This window comes from Hymenobacter sp. (genome assembly GCF_035709525.1).
Taxonomy (GTDB): Bacteria; Bacteroidota; Bacteroidia; order Cytophagales; family Hymenobacteraceae; genus Hymenobacter.
This window is the reverse complement of record NZ_DASTEP010000249.1, coordinates 1-16,428: the sequence shown is the minus strand read 5'-3', so window position 1 is coordinate 16,428 and position 16,428 is coordinate 1. Positions and strand designations below refer to the sequence as shown.

Here is a 16,428-nt window from a genome sequence, read left to right as displayed (position 1 = left end):
GCAGCCGAAGCATCTCTACCTCGGTACTAATTAGTGACGCCCAACAGAGAAGCGGTAGAGATGCTTCGGCTGCGCTGCGCTCCGCTCAGCATGACGGACGGGCGCAACCAACCGCTACCTAGCGCACCTGCCAAAACGGCCACTCCCCCACCCCGGCCCCAAATCTGCCGTACCGTTTACCTATGCCTTTCCTCGCAGATTTACTAAGTAAAATTTCCGCCAAAAACCCCAAGCACAAGCACGGCCCGCCCGCCCCCGCCGTGAGCGTGCGCGAGCGGGCCGCCGCTCTGCGCCACCTGCCAGCCTTTCTCAAGCTGATTTGGCAAACCTCGCCCACCCTCACGCTCGGCAACGTGGCTTTGCGCCTGCTGCGGGCGGCCCTGCCGCTGGCCATGCTCTATGTGGGCCAGCAGATTATCGACGGGGTAGTGACGCTTAATAAAGCCGACTACCGGCCCGCCTGGCTATGGCCGGTGTCGGGACTGGTGGCGCTGGAGTTTGGCCTGGTGCTACTATCTGACGCGCTGGGCCGGGGTGTGGCGCTGCTCGATTCGCTGCTCGGCGACCTCTTTGCCAATGCGAGCTCGGTGCGCCTCATGCGCCACGCCGCCGAGCTCGACCTCGACCAGTTTGAGGACAGCACTTTCTACGACAAGCTGGAGCGCGCCCGCCGCCAGACCCTTTCGCGCTCGGTGCTGATGAGCCAGGTGCTGGCCCAGGGCCAGGATGCCGTGACGCTGCTGCTGCTGGCGGCCGGGCTGGTGGCGTTTCAGCCGTGGCTGCTGGGGCTGCTGCTGCTGGCCGTGGTGCCCGCCTTCCTGGGCGAAAGCCACTTCAACGAGCGCAGCTACTCGCTCTCGCACTCCTGGACGCCCGAGCGCCGCGAGCTCGACTACCTGCGCCAAACCGGTGCCAGCGACGAAACGGCCAAGGAAGTGAAGATTTTTGGCCTCTCCGATTTTCTGATAAACCGCTTCGAGACGCTCTCCGACCAGTTTTATCGCCAGAACAAAGCCCTAGCGCTGCGCCGCGCCGGCTGGGGCACGGTGTTCGCGGCCGTGGGCGCGGCGGGCTACTACGGGGCGTACCTCTACATCATCATGCGGGCGGTGCATGGCAGCATCAGCATCGGCCAGCTCACGTTTTTGGCGGGCTCGTTTGCGCGGCTGCGCGGGCTGCTGGAGGGCATTTTGAGCCGCTTTAGCCAGGTGGCCGACGGGGCGCTGTACTTGCAGGATTTCTTCGAATTTTTCCAGATTCAGCCGCGCATCGTGCGGCCGGCCCTGGGGCAGGCGGTGCGGCCGTTTCCGCGCCCCATCCGGCAGGGCTTCGCGTTTGAGGACGTGGGCTTCAAGTACAAAAACGCCGAAAAGTGGGCCTTGCGCCACCTCAGCTTCGAGCTGCACGCGGGCGAAAAGCTGGCCCTAGTGGGCGAAAACGGCGCGGGCAAAACCACGCTCGTCAAGCTGCTGGCCCGCCTCTACGACCCCAGCGAGGGCCGCATCCTGCTCGATGGCCACGACCTGCGCGAGTACGACCCCGCCGAGCTGCGCCAGGAAATCGGCGTCATCTTCCAGGATTTCGTGCGCTTTCAGCTGCCCGCCGGCCAAAACCTGGCCGTGGGCCGCATTTCGGAGCGCCAAAACCAGCCCCGCATCGAGCAGGCCGCCCACCAGAGCCTCGCCGACACCGTGATTGCCAAGCTGCCCCAAGGCTACGACCAGATGATAGGCCGCCGCTTCAACGGCGGCGTGGACCTGAGCGGCGGCGAGTGGCAAAAAATCGCCCTTGGCCGCGCCTACATGCGCGAGGCCCAGCTGCTGATACTCGACGAGCCCACCGCCGCCCTCGACGCCCGCGCCGAGTACGAGGTCTTCGAACGCTTCAAGGAGCTGACCCAGGGCAAAACCGCCGTGCTCATCTCCCACCGCTTCAGCACCGTCCGCATGGCCGACCGCATTTTAGTGGTCGAAAACGGCCGCGTGCAGGAAATCGGCTCGCACGAGGAGCTGTTGGCCAAGGGCGGGCGGTATGCGGAGTTGTTTCAGTTGCAGGCGGCGGGGTATCGGTAGGGGGATAATTGTAGAATTTAATTCAGCAGCTTAAATTGCAGTAGTCTTATCCCCAGATAAGGTATGATGGCCCATTGTAATAATTCATAGCGTAGTAGCCTATGAACTTTCTGCAAACTAAACTTAAAATTTAACTATGAAAAACACAGAAATCAGCAAAGAAAACGTATTAGCTGCTCTAGCTGACATCGATGAGAAAGGCTTCGACAAGCGTAGACAATCAACTAAATATGATTTATGTTACAACGGAAAAAGGTATCCACCAAAGGTTGTTCTGTCTGTAGCAACAAAATTCGCTACGGGCAGAGAACTAGCAGCCAATGAGTTTTATGGCGGAATAAATACAAACTTAGTCCTAGAGAATTTAGAGTTTGAGGTTATAGAAAAAACTGCAGATTGCAGGAAGCAAAACTCTCACTAGTAGCCCCCTAGATTATACTCGATTGGGATTGCTCTGCGATTCGAGCTAAATGACAGCCTATTCATCCTGCAACGTAGCATCTGGCGATGAAGCAACGCGAAGTAGTGCTACGCCGCTTTTTTCATATACCTGGGTCACTGTCATCCGCAAGTTCAATTCGGCAATTAGCAATAGTTCTTCTGGGTCAGTGAGTATATTTATTACCCACTGGTTGGCTTCATTGCGGCGATACCATTCCACGCGCCAAGTGTTTTGCGCTATCATCAAATAATGGTGAAGCGACGGGAGCTTTTGGTATTGCTTAAACTTCAATCCCCTATCGTAGGCTGAAGTAGACGGTGATAATACTTCCACAATAAGTATTGGGCTGTACACCTGCTGGTTTTCGCGCTGGTCGTGTGGGTCGCAGCTTACTAGCACGTCGGGGTAAGTGTAGTGGCGATTTTCTTCCACAGCTAGCCGCACGGATTCTATCTGCACAAAGCATTCTTTATCGCCTATACCCTGCCGCAGTGCCATCGCCATATTCAGTGCGATAGTATTATGCGCTCTGGTAGTACCTGCCATAGCAAATACTTCGCCCTCGAAAAACTCATGGCGAACATTGCTTGCCGCTTCTAAGGCAAAATAATCTTCGACGGTATAGTGGCTCTGTTGTACTTCAGCGTGTCCCATAGTGCTCAAATATAACGGCCAAAGTCGCCCCTGTCACAATAGCCAACGCCACTCAGCTCCACTTATAAGCTGAGCCTTAAACCACTTATGCACCCGTCTGCGTAACTTAGAGGAACCCATCCTCTTTTTACTGAACTGGCTGCTTATGAAACCTATCGCTACGCTTGCTTTTGGCGGTTTATTGAGCCTCGGGCTGCTTTCGGGCTGCCTCACCTCGCGCGAGGCGCGCATCGAATCGAGCTATAGCTACCGCGGCCGCTTCCGGCACTACCGCACCTACGGCTTCCTCAATGGCACCGGCCTCACCGCCGACAGCACTCGCCTTAGCGAAACCCTGCGCGACGCCGTGCGCCAGCGCATGCGCATTCAGGGCTACAAGTACTCGCGCAAAAACCCCGACCTCATGGTCAGCTTCAAGCTGTTTGAGGGCGACATGCGCTTTCCCGGCTTTCAGCAGGAAGACATCACCTACTGGGTGAAGCGCAACGAGGCTGAAGACGACGAAACCCCCGAAGACCAGCGCCACACCTACCTGCCCAAGCGCATGCTGCTGCTCGACGGCACGCTCATGGTCACGCTCATCGACACGCACTCCGACAATGCCATCTGGAACGGCTACGCCTCGGGCGTGGTGGTGCCCGAGGGCGTGCGCGGCGAGTACGTGCTGGTGCGCTCGGTGCGCTCCATCTTCGACCGCTACCGCATCTTCACCGAAAACTACTTTCAGGGGGCCAACCTCGACGGGGCCAGCACCGGCGAGCCCAGCGCCACCCCTGACACCGCGCCCACCCCCGAAACCCCGCGCTAGGCCGCCACGGGAGCGGGCTTATTTTCGCCCAAACCGGCTTGGGTGTACCTTTGCCTGTCCGCGCCCCCGTGCCCGGCGGCTAACTTATTGACTTTTACGCTGCTTGCCTATATGACTTCTTATCAGCCCAGCGACTACCTGCCCATTCTCATTCAGTTTGGGCTCGCGGTGGCCTTCGTCGCCTTCGCCATGACCGTCTCGCACCTCGTGGGGCCGCGCCGCATGAGCCGCGTTAAGGATGAGGCCTTTGAGTGCGGCATCGAGAGCGTAGGCAATGCCCGCACGCCCATCTCGGTGAAGTATTTTCTCACCGCCATCCTGTTCGTGCTCTTCGACGTGGAAGTAATTTTCATGTACCCCTGGGCCGTGAATTTTCGCCAGCTCGGCACGGCCGGCTTCGTGGAGATGATTATCTTCATGACCCTGCTAATGGCCGGCTTCGGCTACGTCATCAAGAAAGGCATTCTGCGCTGGAATGAGGCCCCTTCTAGCCAAACTTATACGGCAAAACCGGTGTTGGAAAAACGTCCGGCCGAGATTGGACAGGCCGCCTAATTTTAATGACGAATGACTAGTGACTGCTGCCTAATTCAGTCTGTCACTGGCCGTTAGTCACTAGTCACTGACTTCCTCATGGTTGATACCCGCGTTCCTGAAATCAAAACCGTAGCCGCCCCCGAGGGCATCGAAGGCGCCGGTTTCTTTGCTACCTCGCTGGAGAAGGTAGTGGGCATCGCCCGCGCCAACTCGCTGTGGCCCTTGCCCTTCGCTACTTCGTGCTGCGGCATCGAGTTCATGGCGACCATGGGCTCACACTACGACATTTCGCGCTTTGGCTCGGAGCGCCCCAGCTTCTCGCCCCGGCAGGCCGACCTGCTGATGGTGATGGGCACCATCGCCAAAAAGATGGCCCCCATCGTGAAGCAGGTATACGAGCAAATGGCCGAGCCCCGCTGGGTGCTGGCCATGGGTGCCTGCGCCTGCTCGGGCGGCATCTTCGACAGCTACTCGGTGCTGCAAGGCATCGACCGCATCATCCCGGTCGATGTGTACATCCCCGGCTGCCCCCCGCGCCCCGAGCAAGTGCTCGACGGTCTGATGCGCATTCAGGACCTCGCCAAAAACGAGAGCTTCCGCCGCCGCAATTCGCCCGAGTATCAGGCGCTGCTGGCGTCTTATAATATCAAGTAGTGCTGCCGAAGGTTTCTGGTTTCTAGTTGCTGGTTTCTGGTTTATAAATGCTAGAAAACGAACCAGAAACCAGCAACTAGAAACCAGAAACCAGAAACACCCCAATGGCTGACCCCACCAAAGAAGAATCGCCCGCCGCGCAGGAAACTGCCGCCCAAGACCCCGCCGCCCAGCAAAATGCGCAGGTGCTGGCCTTGCTGCACCGCCTGTTTGGCGAGTCGACTTTTACCGACGTGGAGGAGCCCTACGGCCTGCTCACGGTCACGACCAAGCGCGAGCACATTCACAACATCATCGCTGGCTTACAAAAAGATGAGGAGCTGAAGTTCCACTTCCTGACCACGATGTGCGGTATTAACTACCCCGAAAATCTGAATCAGGAACTCGGGATGATTTACCACCTGCACAGCCTGGTGCATAACATCCGGCTGCGCATTAAAATCTTCTTCCCACTAGCCGACCCGGTGGTGCCGACCCTCACCGACCTCTATGCCACCGCCAACTGGATGGAGCGCGAGGCCTACGATTTTTACGGCATCATCTTCACCGGCCACCCCAATCTGCGGCGCATCCTCAACGTGGAGGACATGGACTACCACCCCATGCGCAAGCAATACCCGGTAGAAGACGGCACCCGCGAAGACAAAACCGACCTGTTTTTCGGTCGATAGTATTTTTAGTGCTTGGCTGTTAGTGCTTGGTGCCTAGTCCCGTTCTGCGGAGCTAAACACCAACACTAAGCACTAGGCACCAAGCACTAAGCACTAGCAACAATGGCAGTAAACGACGCCCTGGCAGGCACCCACAAGATTATTCAGGAAGCGCACGAGCAGCAGGGCAATTTCGTGCCTACGCTCAACGACTTCTCGCAGGAGCTGACGACCCTCAACCTGGGGCCGACGCACCCGGCCACGCACGGCATTTTCCAGAACATCCTGCAAATGGATGGCGAGCGCATCGTGTCGGGCGTGCCCACCATCGGCTACATCCACCGGGCATTTGAGAAGCTGGCCGAGCGTAAGCCGTTCTACCAGATTACGACCCTCACCGACCGGATGAACTACTGTTCGTCGCCCATCAACAATATGGGCTGGCACATGACGGTAGAGAAGCTGCTCGGCATCACGGTGCCCAAGCGCGCGCAGTACATGCGCGTGATACTGATGGAGCTGGCCCGCATTACCGACCACCTCATTTGCAACGGCATTTTGGGTGTAGATACGGGTGCCTTCACCGGCTTCCTCTACCTGATGGAGGAGCGCGAAAAGGTCTACGAAATTTACGAAGAAGTCTGCGGCGCCCGCCTCACCACCAACATGGGCCGCGTGGGCGGCATGGAGCGCGACTTTTCGCCCGTGGCGCTGCAAAAGCTGCGCAAGTGGCTGAAAGAGTTTCCAGCCGTGATGCGCGAGTTTGAAGCCCTCTTCAACCGCAACCGCATCTTCGTAGACCGCGTGGTGGACGTGGGCGGTATCTCAGCCGAGAAAGCGCTGAACTACGGCTTCACCGGCCCCAACCTGCGGGCCGCTGGCGTTGACTACGACGTGCGTGTGATGAACCCCTATTCGTCGTACCAGGATTTCGAGTTCGAGATTCCGGTGGGTACCAAAGGCGACACCTACGACCGCTTCATGGTGCGCAACGAGGAAATCTGGCAGAGCCTGCGCATTATCAATCAGGCGCTTGATAACCTGCCCGAAGGCCCCTTCCACGCTGATGCGCCGCACTACTACCTGCCCCCCAAGCAGGCCGTATATAAGAACATGGAGGCGCTGATTTACCACTTCAAAATCATCATGGGTGAGATTGAAGCGCCCGTGGGCGAGGTCTATCACTCGGTAGAAGGCGGCAACGGCGAGCTGGGTTTTTACCTGATTTCGGACGGCGGGCGTACGCCCTACCGCCTGCATTTCCGCCGGCCGTGCTTTATTTACTACCAGGCTTATACCGAAATGGTAGTGGGCCAGTCGCTCTCCGACGCCATCGTGACGCTAAGCTCGATGAACGTAATTGCCGGCGAGCTCGACGCCTAGTTTTTAGTTGAAAGTATCTGATATGGAGCCGACTACCGCCGCTGCCAAACCCCAGTTTTCGCCCGCCGCCCAGGCCGAAATTAAGCGCCTGCTCACGCACTACCCCGACGACCGCAAGAAATCGACCTTGCTACCCGTGTTGCACATCGCGCAGGCCGAGTTTGGCGGCTGGGTAAGCCCCGAGGTGCAAGACCTGGTAGCCGAAACGCTGGGCCTTAAGCCGATTGAGGTGTACGAGGTGAGCACGTTTTACACGATGTTCAACCTCAAGCCGGTGGGCAAGCACGTGCTGGAAATCTGCCGCACCGGTCCTTGCATGCTGCGCGGCTCCGACGAGCTAACGGCTCACTTGGAGCGCATCACTGGCGCGCAGGTGGGCGGCACCTCACCCGACGGCCTGTTCACGCTGAAGGAAGTAGAATGCCTGGCCGCCTGTGGCTTCGCCCCCGTGGTGCAGGTGCGCGAGAAATACTACGAGTCGCTCGACACCGAGGAGAACGTGAATGCGATGCTGAGCGAGCTGAAAGGTTTGGTGCATCGGCCCATTTTGCCTTGGGAAGAAAATGGCTTGCCTACTTCATTGCAAAATAACTAACTCGATAGCGCAATGGCTGACCAAGACAAAGACCTTCCGCTCGTAGTATCCGAGATACTAGTTGAGATGCATGGGATGAACACCCGCTTGGAGCGTGTGGAGAATGTCTTATCGCAAGTTGTCGGTAGCATTCAGCACCTGAGCGGTGCGGTCAGTCGAATGGCGGAAGTTATCAATAAGCAGCAAGAAGCGAACACAGCGAATTTCAAGCTGCTTATGCAGGCTGATGAGCGCAATACAATTCGGCTGGAAGCTGCTCTAAATCAAATCAATCAGCGCCTAGAATATCTAGAAAATAAGTAGTATGGGACGCAAGCTATTAACCGAACACGTTAACGTAGAAGGCATCGAAACCTTTGCCGTGTACCGCAAGCACGGCGGCTATCGCGCCGTGGAGAAGGCGCTGAAAATGACGCCCGACGAGGTGGTCGAAGAAGTGAAGAAGTCGGGCCTGCGCGGGCGCGGCGGCGCGGGCTTCCCCACAGGTATGAAGTGGAGTTTTTTGGCCAAGCCGGAAGGTGTGCCGCGCTACCTCGTCTGCAACGCCGACGAGTCGGAGCCCGGCACCTTCAAGGACCGCTACCTGATGTCGAAGCTGCCGCACTTGCTCATTGAAGGTATGATTGCCAGTAGCTACGCACTGGGCGCGCGCACCAGCTACATCTACATTCGTGGCGAGTTGTTGTACGTACTGCGCATTCTGGAGAAAGCCATTACGGAGGCTTACGCCGCTGGCTTCCTGGGTGAGAACATTCTGGGCTCGGGCTATTCGCTTGATTTGCACGTGCATCCGGGCGGTGGCGCGTACATCTGCGGTGAGGAAACGGCGCTGCTGGAATCGCTGGAAGGCAAGCGCGGCAACCCGCGCAACAAGCCGCCATTCCCGGCCGTGCAGGGCTTGTACGCCCGCCCCACGGTGGTAAATAACGTAGAAAGCATTGCTACCGTCGTACCCATTCTCAACCTAGGAGGCGACGAATACGCTAAAATTGGCGTGGGCCGAAGCACGGGCACCAAGTTGTTTTCTGCCTGTGGCCACCTCAACAAGCCCGGCATCTACGAGTTGGAACTGGGCGTGCCGGTCGAGGAATTCATCTACTCGGATGAGTACTGCGGCGGCATCTGGAAAGGCCGCGACCTGAAAGCCGTAGTAGCTGGCGGCTCGTCCGTACCGATTCTACCCAAGGAGCTGATTCTCAAAACGGCCGCTGGCGAAAACCGCTTGATGACCTACGAGTCGCTTAGCGACGGTGGTTTCGTGACGGGTACCATGCTCGGCTCCGGCGGCTTCATTGCGATGGACGAAACGACGTGCATTGTGAAGAATACCTGGAACTTCTCGCGCTTCTATCACCACGAAAGCTGCGGGCAGTGCTCACCCTGCCGCGAAGGCACCGGCTGGCTCGAAAAAGTACTGCATCGCCTGGAGCACGGCCACGGCTCGATGCACGACATCGACCTGATTGTGAGCGTAGCCAAGCAGATTGAGGGCAACACCATTTGCCCGCTGGGCGAAGCTGCTGCGTGGCCGGTGGCCGCCGCCGTACGCCACTTCCGCGACGAATTTGAGTGGCACGTGACGCACCCGAAAGAAGCTACTGCGCCGGGTGCGGTGTACCGGGGCAACCTAGTGCTGGCGTAATTTTGAATTAGATATTAGCAAGACATGAGACGTTAGACATGAGACATGGGAAAGCTGCTTTGAGCAATTCTCATGTCTCATGTCTAACGTTTAAGGTCTTAAATCCTTATGGCTAAAATAACTTTCGACGGAATTGAGGTAGAAGTGCCCGACGGCACAACCATCCTCAACGCGGCCCGCAAAATCGGGGGCGGCGTGGTGCCGCCCGCCATGTGCTACTACACGCCCCTGAAAGGCAGCGGCGGCAAGTGCCGCGCCTGCCTCGTGCGCGTGGCGGCCGGCTCGGCCAAAGACCCGCGCCCGATGCCCAAGCTCGTGGCCTCGTGCATCACGCCGGTACAGGATGGCATGGTGGTCGAAAACACGACTTCTGAGCAGGTGCTGAACGTGCGCAAAGGCATCGTGGAGATGCTGCTCATCAACCATCCGCTCGATTGCCCGGTGTGCGACCAGGCCGGCGAGTGCGACCTGCAAAACTTCGCCTACGAGCACGGCGTGAGCACCACGCGCTACGAAGAGGAGCGCCGCACGTTCGAGAAAATCGACATCGGCCCCTACGTGCAGCTACACATGACGCGCTGCATCCTGTGCTACCGCTGCGTGTACACCGCCGACCAGCTCACCGAGGCCCGCGTGCACGGCGTGCTGGGCCGCGGCGATGCTGCCGAAATCGGCACCTACATCGAAAATTCGATTGATAAAGACTTCAGTGGCAACGTAATCGACGTGTGCCCGGTAGGCGCGCTTACCGACAAAACCTTCCGCTTCAAGCAGCGCGTGTGGTTTACCAAGCCCGTGAACGCCCACCGCGACTGCGGACACGAGAAGTGCAACGGCCGCGTAACCCTCTGGTACAAAGGCAAGGACGTGCTGCGCGTAACCGCCCGCAAGGACGAGTACAACGAGGTAAAGGAGTGGATTTGTAACGAGTGCCGCTTCGAGAAAAAGGAGACGTCGGACTGGGTGATTGAAGGCCCGGCTCACATCGACCGCTCGTCGGTTATCTCGGCCAACCACTACGAATTGCCGGTTATCAACCCGCAGGTCATTGCTGACCTACCCGAAAGCACCGTGCGCGAGTTGGAGCAAAACCCACCGCTCAAACTGGGCGGCCTGAATGGCTAAAGAGTAAACTGTCATGCTGAACGCAGTGAAGCATCTCGCATGACGCAGTAACTCCATATTTTATAAGAAGTTAGTTCTCCATGCGAGATGCTTCACTGCGTTCAGCATGACAAACAATTTACACTGAATTATGTCTCTCGAAACCCTGGGCTGGCAAGGCCTCGTCATTCTGGTGCTGTTCGGCTTATCGCTGCTCATCGCTACCTATTGTACTTACGCCGAGCGCGTTATTGCAGCCTTTCTGCAAGACCGCGTAGGTCCTGACCGCGCTGGCCCCTACGGCCTCGCGCAGCCGCTGGCCGATGCCGTGAAGATGTTTACCAAGGAAGAATTTTTCCCTGGTGGGGCCAACAAGGCGCTGTTTATCTTCGGCCCCTGCCTGGCGATGGTTACGGCGCTGATGTCGTCGGCGGTGATTCCGTTCGGCAACTTCCTCAAGTTTGGCGATACCGTCGTGCATTTGCAGGGCATCGAAATCAACGTGGGCATGCTCTACGTGTTCGGCATCGTGTCGCTGGGCGTGTACGGCATCATGATTGGCGGCTGGGCTTCCAACAACAAGTTTTCGCTGCTGGGTGCTATTCGTGCCGCTTCGCAAAACATTAGCTACGAGCTTGCTATGGGCTTGGCGCTCATTGCCGTGCTGATGATGTCGGGCACGCTTTCGCTGCGCGAAATCACCTTGCAGCAATCGGTACCCGGCGAGTGGCACTTCTGGAACATCGTGAAGCAGCCGCTGGGCTTTATTATCTTCTGCGTCTGCGCTTTCGCCGAAACCAACCGCACTCCCTTCGACTTGCCTGAGTGCGAAACCGAGCTGGTCGGCGGCTACCACACCGAGTATAGCTCGATGAAACTCGGCCTGTACCTCTTTGCCGAGTACATCAACGTCTTCGTGGCCTCGGCCGTGATGAGCGTGCTCTACTTTGGTGGCTTTAACTTCCCCTTCCAGTACGAGCTGAGCCAGTGGCTGCAATCGTCGCGGGGCCTCTCGGCCGACATGGCGCAAAACGTCATTTCCATCCTCGGCTTCGTGGGGCTGTTTTTGAAGATTTTCGCCTTCATCTTCTTCTTCATGTGGGTGCGCTGGACCCTGCCCCGCTTCCGCTACGACCAGCTGATGCGCCTGGGCTGGACCATCCTTATCCCGCTGGCTATCTTCAACATCCTGCTCACGGGCGGCCTCATCACCCTCGACGTTATTGCGCCGGTGAAGCAGTGGTGGCTCACCTCGCCGATAGCTGTGCGCTAATTCTGACCTGATATATGCAATCGCTAAGCAACCGCGCCAAGAAACTGGAAAAGAAGCCGTTCACGCTCGCCGAGCGCGCGTATCTGCCGGCTATTTTCCAGGGCCTGAGCATTACGATGCGGCACTTCTTCATGAAGAAGGCCACCATCCGCTACCCCGAAGAAACCCGCCCTTTCTCCCCCGTTTTCCGGGGCCTGCACGTGCTCAAGCGCGATGAGCAGGGCCGCGAGCGCTGCACGGCCTGCGGCCTGTGCGCCGTAGCCTGCCCCGCCGAAGCCATCACGATGGTAGCCGGCGAGCGCAAAAAAGGCGAGCAAAACCTCTACCGCGAGGAAAAGTACGCCGTCAGCTACGAGATTAACATGCTGCGCTGCATCTTCTGCGGCCTCTGCGAAGAGGCTTGCCCGAAGGCCGCCATCTACCTGCAAGCCGACAAAATGGCCCCGCCGCGCTATGAGCGCGACGAGTTTATCTACGGCAAAGACCGCCTCGTAGAGCCCGTGTCGCCGGATAATCGCTCGAAGCGCGGCATTCAGCTCACGCCCGAGCAGGCTGATAAGCTGCGCGCGCAGTTGGCGTAGTGGTGTAGGGTAAGCGTTAGCTTGCCTTTCTTAATTCAGAGTTCCAACGATTGGCAAGCTAAAGCTTACCCTACATAATGTCCCTCTTTCTCTTCTTGTCGTTCGTGGCCCTGCTGAGTGCGCTGGGCGTAGTGCTAGCCAAAAACCCGGTGCATAGCGTGCTGTTCCTCATCCTCACGTTCTTCACGCTATCGGCCCACTACCTGCTGCTTAATGCGCAGTTCCTGGCCGCCGTAAATATCATCGTGTATGCCGGGGCCATCATGGTGCTGTTCCTGTTCGTGATTATGTTCCTGAACCTCAACCAAGACACCGAGCCGCACAAGCCCATGCTGGCCAAAGTAGCCGCCACCGTTTCGGGCGGCCTGCTGCTGCTGGTGATGGTGGCCGCGCTACGCAGCGTGGAGCCGGCCGGCTACAACGCCGACAAGTTCGACTCGCAAATTGGCATGGTTGACCGGCTGGGCATGGTGCTGTTTCAGCAGTATTCGCTGCCGTTTGAGTTGGCTTCCGTCCTGCTGCTAGCCGCGATGGTGGGCTCGGTGATGCTGGGAAAGCGCGAGACGGGCGAGCGCAACTTCTAGTTCCGCTTCCTACCTGATTTTTAAAAGGCGTCCTCTATAGGACGCTTTTTTCGTTTTAGCTCAGCCGTTCTATCGCAGTTGATACCTTAGCCTATCCTGTTCATTAATCGTTTTCTCGCTACTTTTCGGGCAATATCAATCCCGCTCTATCTCGCTCTATGTCGGAAAATTCTCCCTTTCTACTGATTGGCCCCTTCCGGCAACTACTTCCAATGGTACACCTCGTCGAGCGCGGCCCCATCGCCGACGAGTCGCTGCGGCCCATCGGGGAAGGCGGGCTGCTTTTGCAGGGCGAGCTTATTTACCGGGTTGGGGCTTTCAGCGACCTGCAACTGGAGGCCGAAGCGTTGCAAGCTACGATAATCGAACTGACCGATGACTTCGTGGCGCTACCCGGCTTCATCGACGCGCACACGCATATCTGCTTTGCCGGCACGCGGGCGCAGGACTACGCCCTGCGCAACGCAGGCAAAACCTACCTCGAAATCGCCGAAGCGGGCGGTGGCATCTGGAGCTCAGTGCAGCAAACTCGCCGCGCCGACCAGGCCGAGCTAACCCGCCTGACCGTGCAGCGCGCCACCCGCCACCTGCAAAGCGGCGTGACGACGATAGAAGTGAAAAGCGGCTACGGCCTCTCGGTAGCTGAGGAGCTAAAGCAGCTGCGCGCCATTAAAGAAGCTGATAGCCAAGTAGCGGCCGACCTCGTAAGCACTTGCTTGGCAGCCCACACCCTACCGCGCGACTACGCGGGCACGCCCGAAGAATACCTCGCCGAAATGGCTGCCCAACTTTTACCGCAGCTCAAGCAGGAGCAGCTTACCAACCGCGTCGATGCCTTTCTGGAGCAGGGTGCGTTCTCGGCGGCCCAAATAGCGCCCTATTTCGCCGAGGCGCGACGGCTGGGCTTCCAGCTCACGGTACACGCCGACCAGTTCAGCGCCTTTGGCAGCCGCATGGCCGTGGAGGCCGGGGCGCTCAGCGCCGACCACCTGGAGGCCAGCGGCGATGAAGAGATTCAGTTGCTGGCGGGCAGCCCTACCGTGGCGGTAGCGCTGCCGGGCGCGTCGCTAGGGCTGGGCTGCGGCTTCACGCCCGCCCGCCGGCTGCTCGATGCCGGGGCCTGCCTCTCCATCGCCAGTGATTGGAACCCCGGCTCGGCCCCGATGGGCGACCTACTAACGCAAGCGGCCCTGCTAGGCACCTTCGAGAAGCTGACCGCCGCCGAGGTGCTGGCTGGCCTCACCTGCCGCGCCGCCCGCGCCCTCGACCTTACCGACCGCGGCCGGCTGGTCGCGGGCCTACTAGCTGATTTTGTAGTTTTTCCCACCGCCGATTACGCCGAAATTCTTTACCAGCAAGGGCAGCTCCGGCCGGCCCAGGTTTGGAAAAGCGGCCGTTGCGTTTACCTCTCCCCCGCCCTAGCATGACGTTTCAGGAAGAAATTCAGCAAGGTATTCCGACGCAGCTGCCCGCGCCGCGCCCGCTCGATGCCAGCGTGAGCCACGCGCCCCGGCGTAAGGACATTCTCTCGCCCGAGGAAAAAAAGCTGGCGCTGCGCAATGCTTTGCGCTATTTCCCGGCCGAGTGGCACGCCGAATTAGCGCCCGAGTTCAGGGCCGAGCTAGCGGCTTACGGGCGCATTTATATGCACCGCTTCCGGCCCACCTACGCCATGCACGCCCGGCCCGTGACCGACTACCCGGCGCGTTCGCCGCAGGCGGCCTGCATCATGCTGATGGTGCAAAACAACCTCGACCCGGCCGTGGCGCAACACCCGCACGAGCTAATAACTTACGGCGGCAACGGGGCAGTTTTTCAGAACTGGGCGCAGTACCTGCTCACGATGAAGTACCTGTCCACCATGACCGACGAGCAGACGCTGCACCTCTACAGCGGGCACCCGCTGGGGCTGTTTCCGTCGTCGCCCTTTGCGCCGCGGGTGGTCGTTACCAACGGGATGATGATACCGAACTACTCGCGGCCCGACGACTGGGAGCGCTACAACGCGCTGGGCGTCACGCAGTACGGCCAAATGACGGCGGGCTCGTTTATGTACATCGGGCCGCAGGGCATCGTACACGGCACCACCATCACGGTGATGAATGCCTTCCGCAAAACGCTGCCCGCCGGGCAGTCGCCGGCCGGCAAGCTCTTCCTCACGGCGGGCCTGGGCGGCATGAGCGGCGCGCAGCCCAAGGCCGGCAACATCGCGGGCTGCGTTACAGTATGCGCCGAAATCAACCCCACCGCCGCCCGCAAGCGCCACGCCCAAGGCTGGGTCGATGAGCTGCACGAAACCCTCGACGCGCTGGTAGCGCGGGTGAAGGAGGCCAAAGCGCGGCAGGAAGTGGTATCGCTGGCCTATCTCGGCAACGTGGTGGAGGTGTGGGAGCGCTTTTACGAGGAAGATATTTTCGTGGAAATTGGCTCCGACCAGACCTCGCTGCATAACCCCTGGTCGGGCGGCTACTACCCGGCGGGCTTGTCTTACGAAGAAGCTAACGAGCTGCTGGCCAGCCAGCCCGAGGCCTTCCGAGCGCAGGTGCAGGCCACGTTGCGGCGGCACGCGGCCACCGTGAACCAGCACGCCGCGCGCGGCACGTATTTCTTCGACTACGGCAATGCCTTCTTGCTGGAAAGCAGCCGGGCGGGGGCCGACGTGCTAGCCGAAAACGGCGTGGATTTCCGCTACTCGTCCTACGTGCAGGACATTCTGGGGCCGATGTGCTTCGACTATGGCTTCGGCCCCTTCCGCTGGGTGTGCGCCTCGGGCGCGCCCGCCGACCTGACGCTCACCGACCAGCTCGCCCACGATGTGCTGGTAGCCCTGCGCGCCGACGCGCCTCCCGAGATTCAACAGCAGCTCGACGATAACATCCGCTGGATAGCGCAGGCCGCGCAGAACCGGCTGGTAGTGGGCTCGCAGGCGCGCATTCTGTACGCCGATGCCGAGGGCCGCATTCGTATCGCACTGGCTTTCAACGAAGCCGTGCGCGATGGCCGCCTGCCCGCACCCGTCATTCTGGGCCGCGACCACCACGACGTGAGCGGCACCGACTCGCCCTTCCGCGAAACGAGCAACATCTACGACGGCAGCCGCTTCACGGCCGACATGGCGGTGCACAACGTCATCGGCGACAGCTTTCGGGGCGCTACCTGGGTTTCGATTCACAACGGCGGTGGCGTGGGCTGGGGCGAGGTCATCAACGGCGGCTTCGGGCTGGTACTCGATGGCAGCCTGGAGGCCGAGCGCAAGCTGCAAAGTATGCTGTTTTTCGACGTCAACAACGGTATTGCCCGCCGCAGCTGGGCGCGCAACCCGGAGGCGCGCTTTGCCATTGAGCGCGAGCTGGCGCGGAGTACTGGCTTGCAGGTGATGCTGCCGCATTTGGTAGATGATGGGTTGCTGGATTCGTTACCAATTGCTTAGTTGCTGGTTACAGTCGTCA

16 protein-coding genes and 1 pseudogene are annotated in these 16,428 nt (G+C 59.2%); 16 read left to right on the top strand and 1 reads right to left on the bottom strand.

Features of this window, described 5'->3' with window-relative positions; translation table 11 throughout:
- Window positions 1–182 precede the first annotated feature (182 nt).
- Together VFO93_RS22225 and VFO93_RS22220 are read left to right on the top strand one after the other, a co-directional pair.
- A complete protein-coding gene (locus tag VFO93_RS22225) occupies window positions 183–2,072 on the top strand; it encodes an ABC transporter ATP-binding protein (RefSeq protein ID WP_325136578.1) in 1,890 nt (629 codons plus the stop codon).
- Window positions 2,073–2,208: 136 nt separating this feature from the next.
- On the top strand, window positions 2,209–2,493 hold the full coding sequence (locus VFO93_RS22220) for a hypothetical protein (protein WP_325136577.1): 285 nt from the start codon (window positions 2,209–2,211) through the stop codon (window positions 2,491–2,493).
- Window positions 2,494–2,550: 57 nt separating this feature from the next.
- Here VFO93_RS22220 and VFO93_RS22215 read toward each other — a convergent pair whose 3' ends face one another.
- Window positions 2,551–3,168, bottom strand: a complete 618-nt coding sequence (locus VFO93_RS22215) for a Uma2 family endonuclease (RefSeq protein ID WP_325136576.1) — start codon at window positions 3,166–3,168, stop codon at window positions 2,551–2,553.
- A 145-nt stretch (window positions 3,169–3,313) separates the two neighbouring features.
- Between VFO93_RS22215 and VFO93_RS22210 the strand changes: the two genes are divergently transcribed.
- The 14 genes and pseudogenes from VFO93_RS22210 to VFO93_RS22145 all read left to right on the top strand — a co-directional run bounded on the left by VFO93_RS22210 (window position 3,314) and on the right by VFO93_RS22145 (window position 16,409).
- Window positions 3,314–3,976, top strand: coding sequence for a DUF4136 domain-containing protein (locus VFO93_RS22210; RefSeq protein ID WP_325136575.1), 663 nt, complete (start codon window positions 3,314–3,316; stop codon window positions 3,974–3,976).
- A 111-nt stretch (window positions 3,977–4,087) separates the two neighbouring features.
- A pseudogene (locus tag VFO93_RS22205) lies at window positions 4,088–4,450 on the top strand (NADH-quinone oxidoreductase subunit A); the annotation flags it as partial.
- 159 nt (window positions 4,451–4,609) lie between these two features.
- Window positions 4,610–5,167 (top strand): NADH-quinone oxidoreductase subunit B, encoded by a 558-nt coding sequence (locus VFO93_RS22200; RefSeq protein WP_325136574.1) that lies wholly within the window; start codon window positions 4,610–4,612, stop codon window positions 5,165–5,167.
- 104 nt (window positions 5,168–5,271) lie between these two features.
- Entirely contained in the window at window positions 5,272–5,838 is a 567-nt protein-coding gene (locus VFO93_RS22195; protein WP_325136573.1) for an NADH-quinone oxidoreductase subunit C, read from the top strand.
- Window positions 5,839–5,940: 102 nt separating this feature from the next.
- A complete protein-coding gene (nuoD, locus tag VFO93_RS22190) occupies window positions 5,941–7,200 on the top strand; it encodes an NADH dehydrogenase (quinone) subunit D (RefSeq protein ID WP_325136572.1) in 1,260 nt (419 codons plus the stop codon).
- A 22-nt stretch (window positions 7,201–7,222) separates the two neighbouring features.
- Window positions 7,223–7,795: an NAD(P)H-dependent oxidoreductase subunit E gene (locus VFO93_RS22185; protein ID WP_325136571.1), complete on the top strand. Its 573-nt coding sequence runs from the start codon at window positions 7,223–7,225 to the stop codon at window positions 7,793–7,795.
- A 12-nt stretch (window positions 7,796–7,807) separates the two neighbouring features.
- Window positions 7,808–8,098, top strand: coding sequence for a hypothetical protein (locus VFO93_RS22180; protein ID WP_325136569.1), 291 nt, complete (start codon window positions 7,808–7,810; stop codon window positions 8,096–8,098).
- Between the two features lies 1 nt (window position 8,099).
- A complete protein-coding gene (gene nuoF / locus VFO93_RS22175) occupies window positions 8,100–9,437 on the top strand; it encodes an NADH-quinone oxidoreductase subunit NuoF (protein WP_325136568.1) in 1,338 nt (445 codons plus the stop codon).
- A gap of 108 nt (window positions 9,438–9,545) precedes the next feature.
- Complete coding sequence (locus tag VFO93_RS22170) at window positions 9,546–10,562, top strand: 2Fe-2S iron-sulfur cluster-binding protein (RefSeq protein WP_325136567.1); 1,017 nt, start codon at window positions 9,546–9,548, stop codon at window positions 10,560–10,562.
- Window positions 10,563–10,692: 130 nt separating this feature from the next.
- A complete protein-coding gene (gene nuoH, locus VFO93_RS22165; RefSeq protein WP_325136566.1) occupies window positions 10,693–11,814 on the top strand; it encodes an NADH-quinone oxidoreductase subunit NuoH in 1,122 nt (373 codons plus the stop codon).
- A gap of 14 nt (window positions 11,815–11,828) precedes the next feature.
- A complete protein-coding gene (locus tag VFO93_RS22160; RefSeq protein WP_325136565.1) occupies window positions 11,829–12,395 on the top strand; it encodes an NADH-quinone oxidoreductase subunit I in 567 nt (188 codons plus the stop codon).
- A gap of 77 nt (window positions 12,396–12,472) precedes the next feature.
- Window positions 12,473–12,979 carry an NADH-quinone oxidoreductase subunit J gene (locus VFO93_RS22155; protein ID WP_325136564.1) on the top strand — a complete coding sequence of 169 codons (507 nt, stop codon included), beginning with the start codon at window positions 12,473–12,475 and terminating at the stop codon, window positions 12,977–12,979.
- 212 nt (window positions 12,980–13,191) lie between these two features.
- Window positions 13,192–14,406, top strand: a complete 1,215-nt coding sequence (gene hutI / locus VFO93_RS22150; protein ID WP_325136563.1) for an imidazolonepropionase — start codon at window positions 13,192–13,194, stop codon at window positions 14,404–14,406.
- The gene (locus VFO93_RS22145) at window positions 14,403–16,409 is read left to right on the top strand and encodes a urocanate hydratase (protein WP_325136562.1); all 2,007 of its coding nucleotides are present in this window, start codon (window positions 14,403–14,405) and stop codon (window positions 16,407–16,409) included. The genes hutI and VFO93_RS22145 overlap by 4 nt, the downstream gene beginning before the upstream one ends.
- Window positions 16,410–16,428: the final 19 nt, after the last annotated feature.

Coding starts and splice junctions, on each gene's coding strand:
- VFO93_RS22225 (WP_325136578.1), top strand. CDS start 183: ATGCCTTTCCTCGCAGATTTACTAAGTAAAATTTCCGCCAAAAACCCC.
- VFO93_RS22220 (WP_325136577.1), top strand. CDS start 2,209: ATGAAAAACACAGAAATCAGCAAAGAAAACGTATTAGCTGCTCTAGCT.
- VFO93_RS22215 (WP_325136576.1), bottom strand. CDS start 3,168: ATGGGACACGCTGAAGTACAACAGAGCCACTATACCGTCGAAGATTAT.
- VFO93_RS22210 (WP_325136575.1), top strand. CDS start 3,314: ATGAAACCTATCGCTACGCTTGCTTTTGGCGGTTTATTGAGCCTCGGG.
- VFO93_RS22200 (WP_325136574.1), top strand. CDS start 4,610: ATGGTTGATACCCGCGTTCCTGAAATCAAAACCGTAGCCGCCCCCGAG.
- VFO93_RS22195 (WP_325136573.1), top strand. CDS start 5,272: ATGGCTGACCCCACCAAAGAAGAATCGCCCGCCGCGCAGGAAACTGCC.
- nuoD (WP_325136572.1), top strand. CDS start 5,941: ATGGCAGTAAACGACGCCCTGGCAGGCACCCACAAGATTATTCAGGAA.
- VFO93_RS22185 (WP_325136571.1), top strand. CDS start 7,223: ATGGAGCCGACTACCGCCGCTGCCAAACCCCAGTTTTCGCCCGCCGCC.
- VFO93_RS22180 (WP_325136569.1), top strand. CDS start 7,808: ATGGCTGACCAAGACAAAGACCTTCCGCTCGTAGTATCCGAGATACTA.
- nuoF (WP_325136568.1), top strand. CDS start 8,100: ATGGGACGCAAGCTATTAACCGAACACGTTAACGTAGAAGGCATCGAA.
- VFO93_RS22170 (WP_325136567.1), top strand. CDS start 9,546: ATGGCTAAAATAACTTTCGACGGAATTGAGGTAGAAGTGCCCGACGGC.
- nuoH (WP_325136566.1), top strand. CDS start 10,693: ATGTCTCTCGAAACCCTGGGCTGGCAAGGCCTCGTCATTCTGGTGCTG.
- VFO93_RS22160 (WP_325136565.1), top strand. CDS start 11,829: ATGCAATCGCTAAGCAACCGCGCCAAGAAACTGGAAAAGAAGCCGTTC.
- VFO93_RS22155 (WP_325136564.1), top strand. CDS start 12,473: ATGTCCCTCTTTCTCTTCTTGTCGTTCGTGGCCCTGCTGAGTGCGCTG.
- hutI (WP_325136563.1), top strand. CDS start 13,192: ATGGTACACCTCGTCGAGCGCGGCCCCATCGCCGACGAGTCGCTGCGG.
- VFO93_RS22145 (WP_325136562.1), top strand. CDS start 14,403: ATGACGTTTCAGGAAGAAATTCAGCAAGGTATTCCGACGCAGCTGCCC.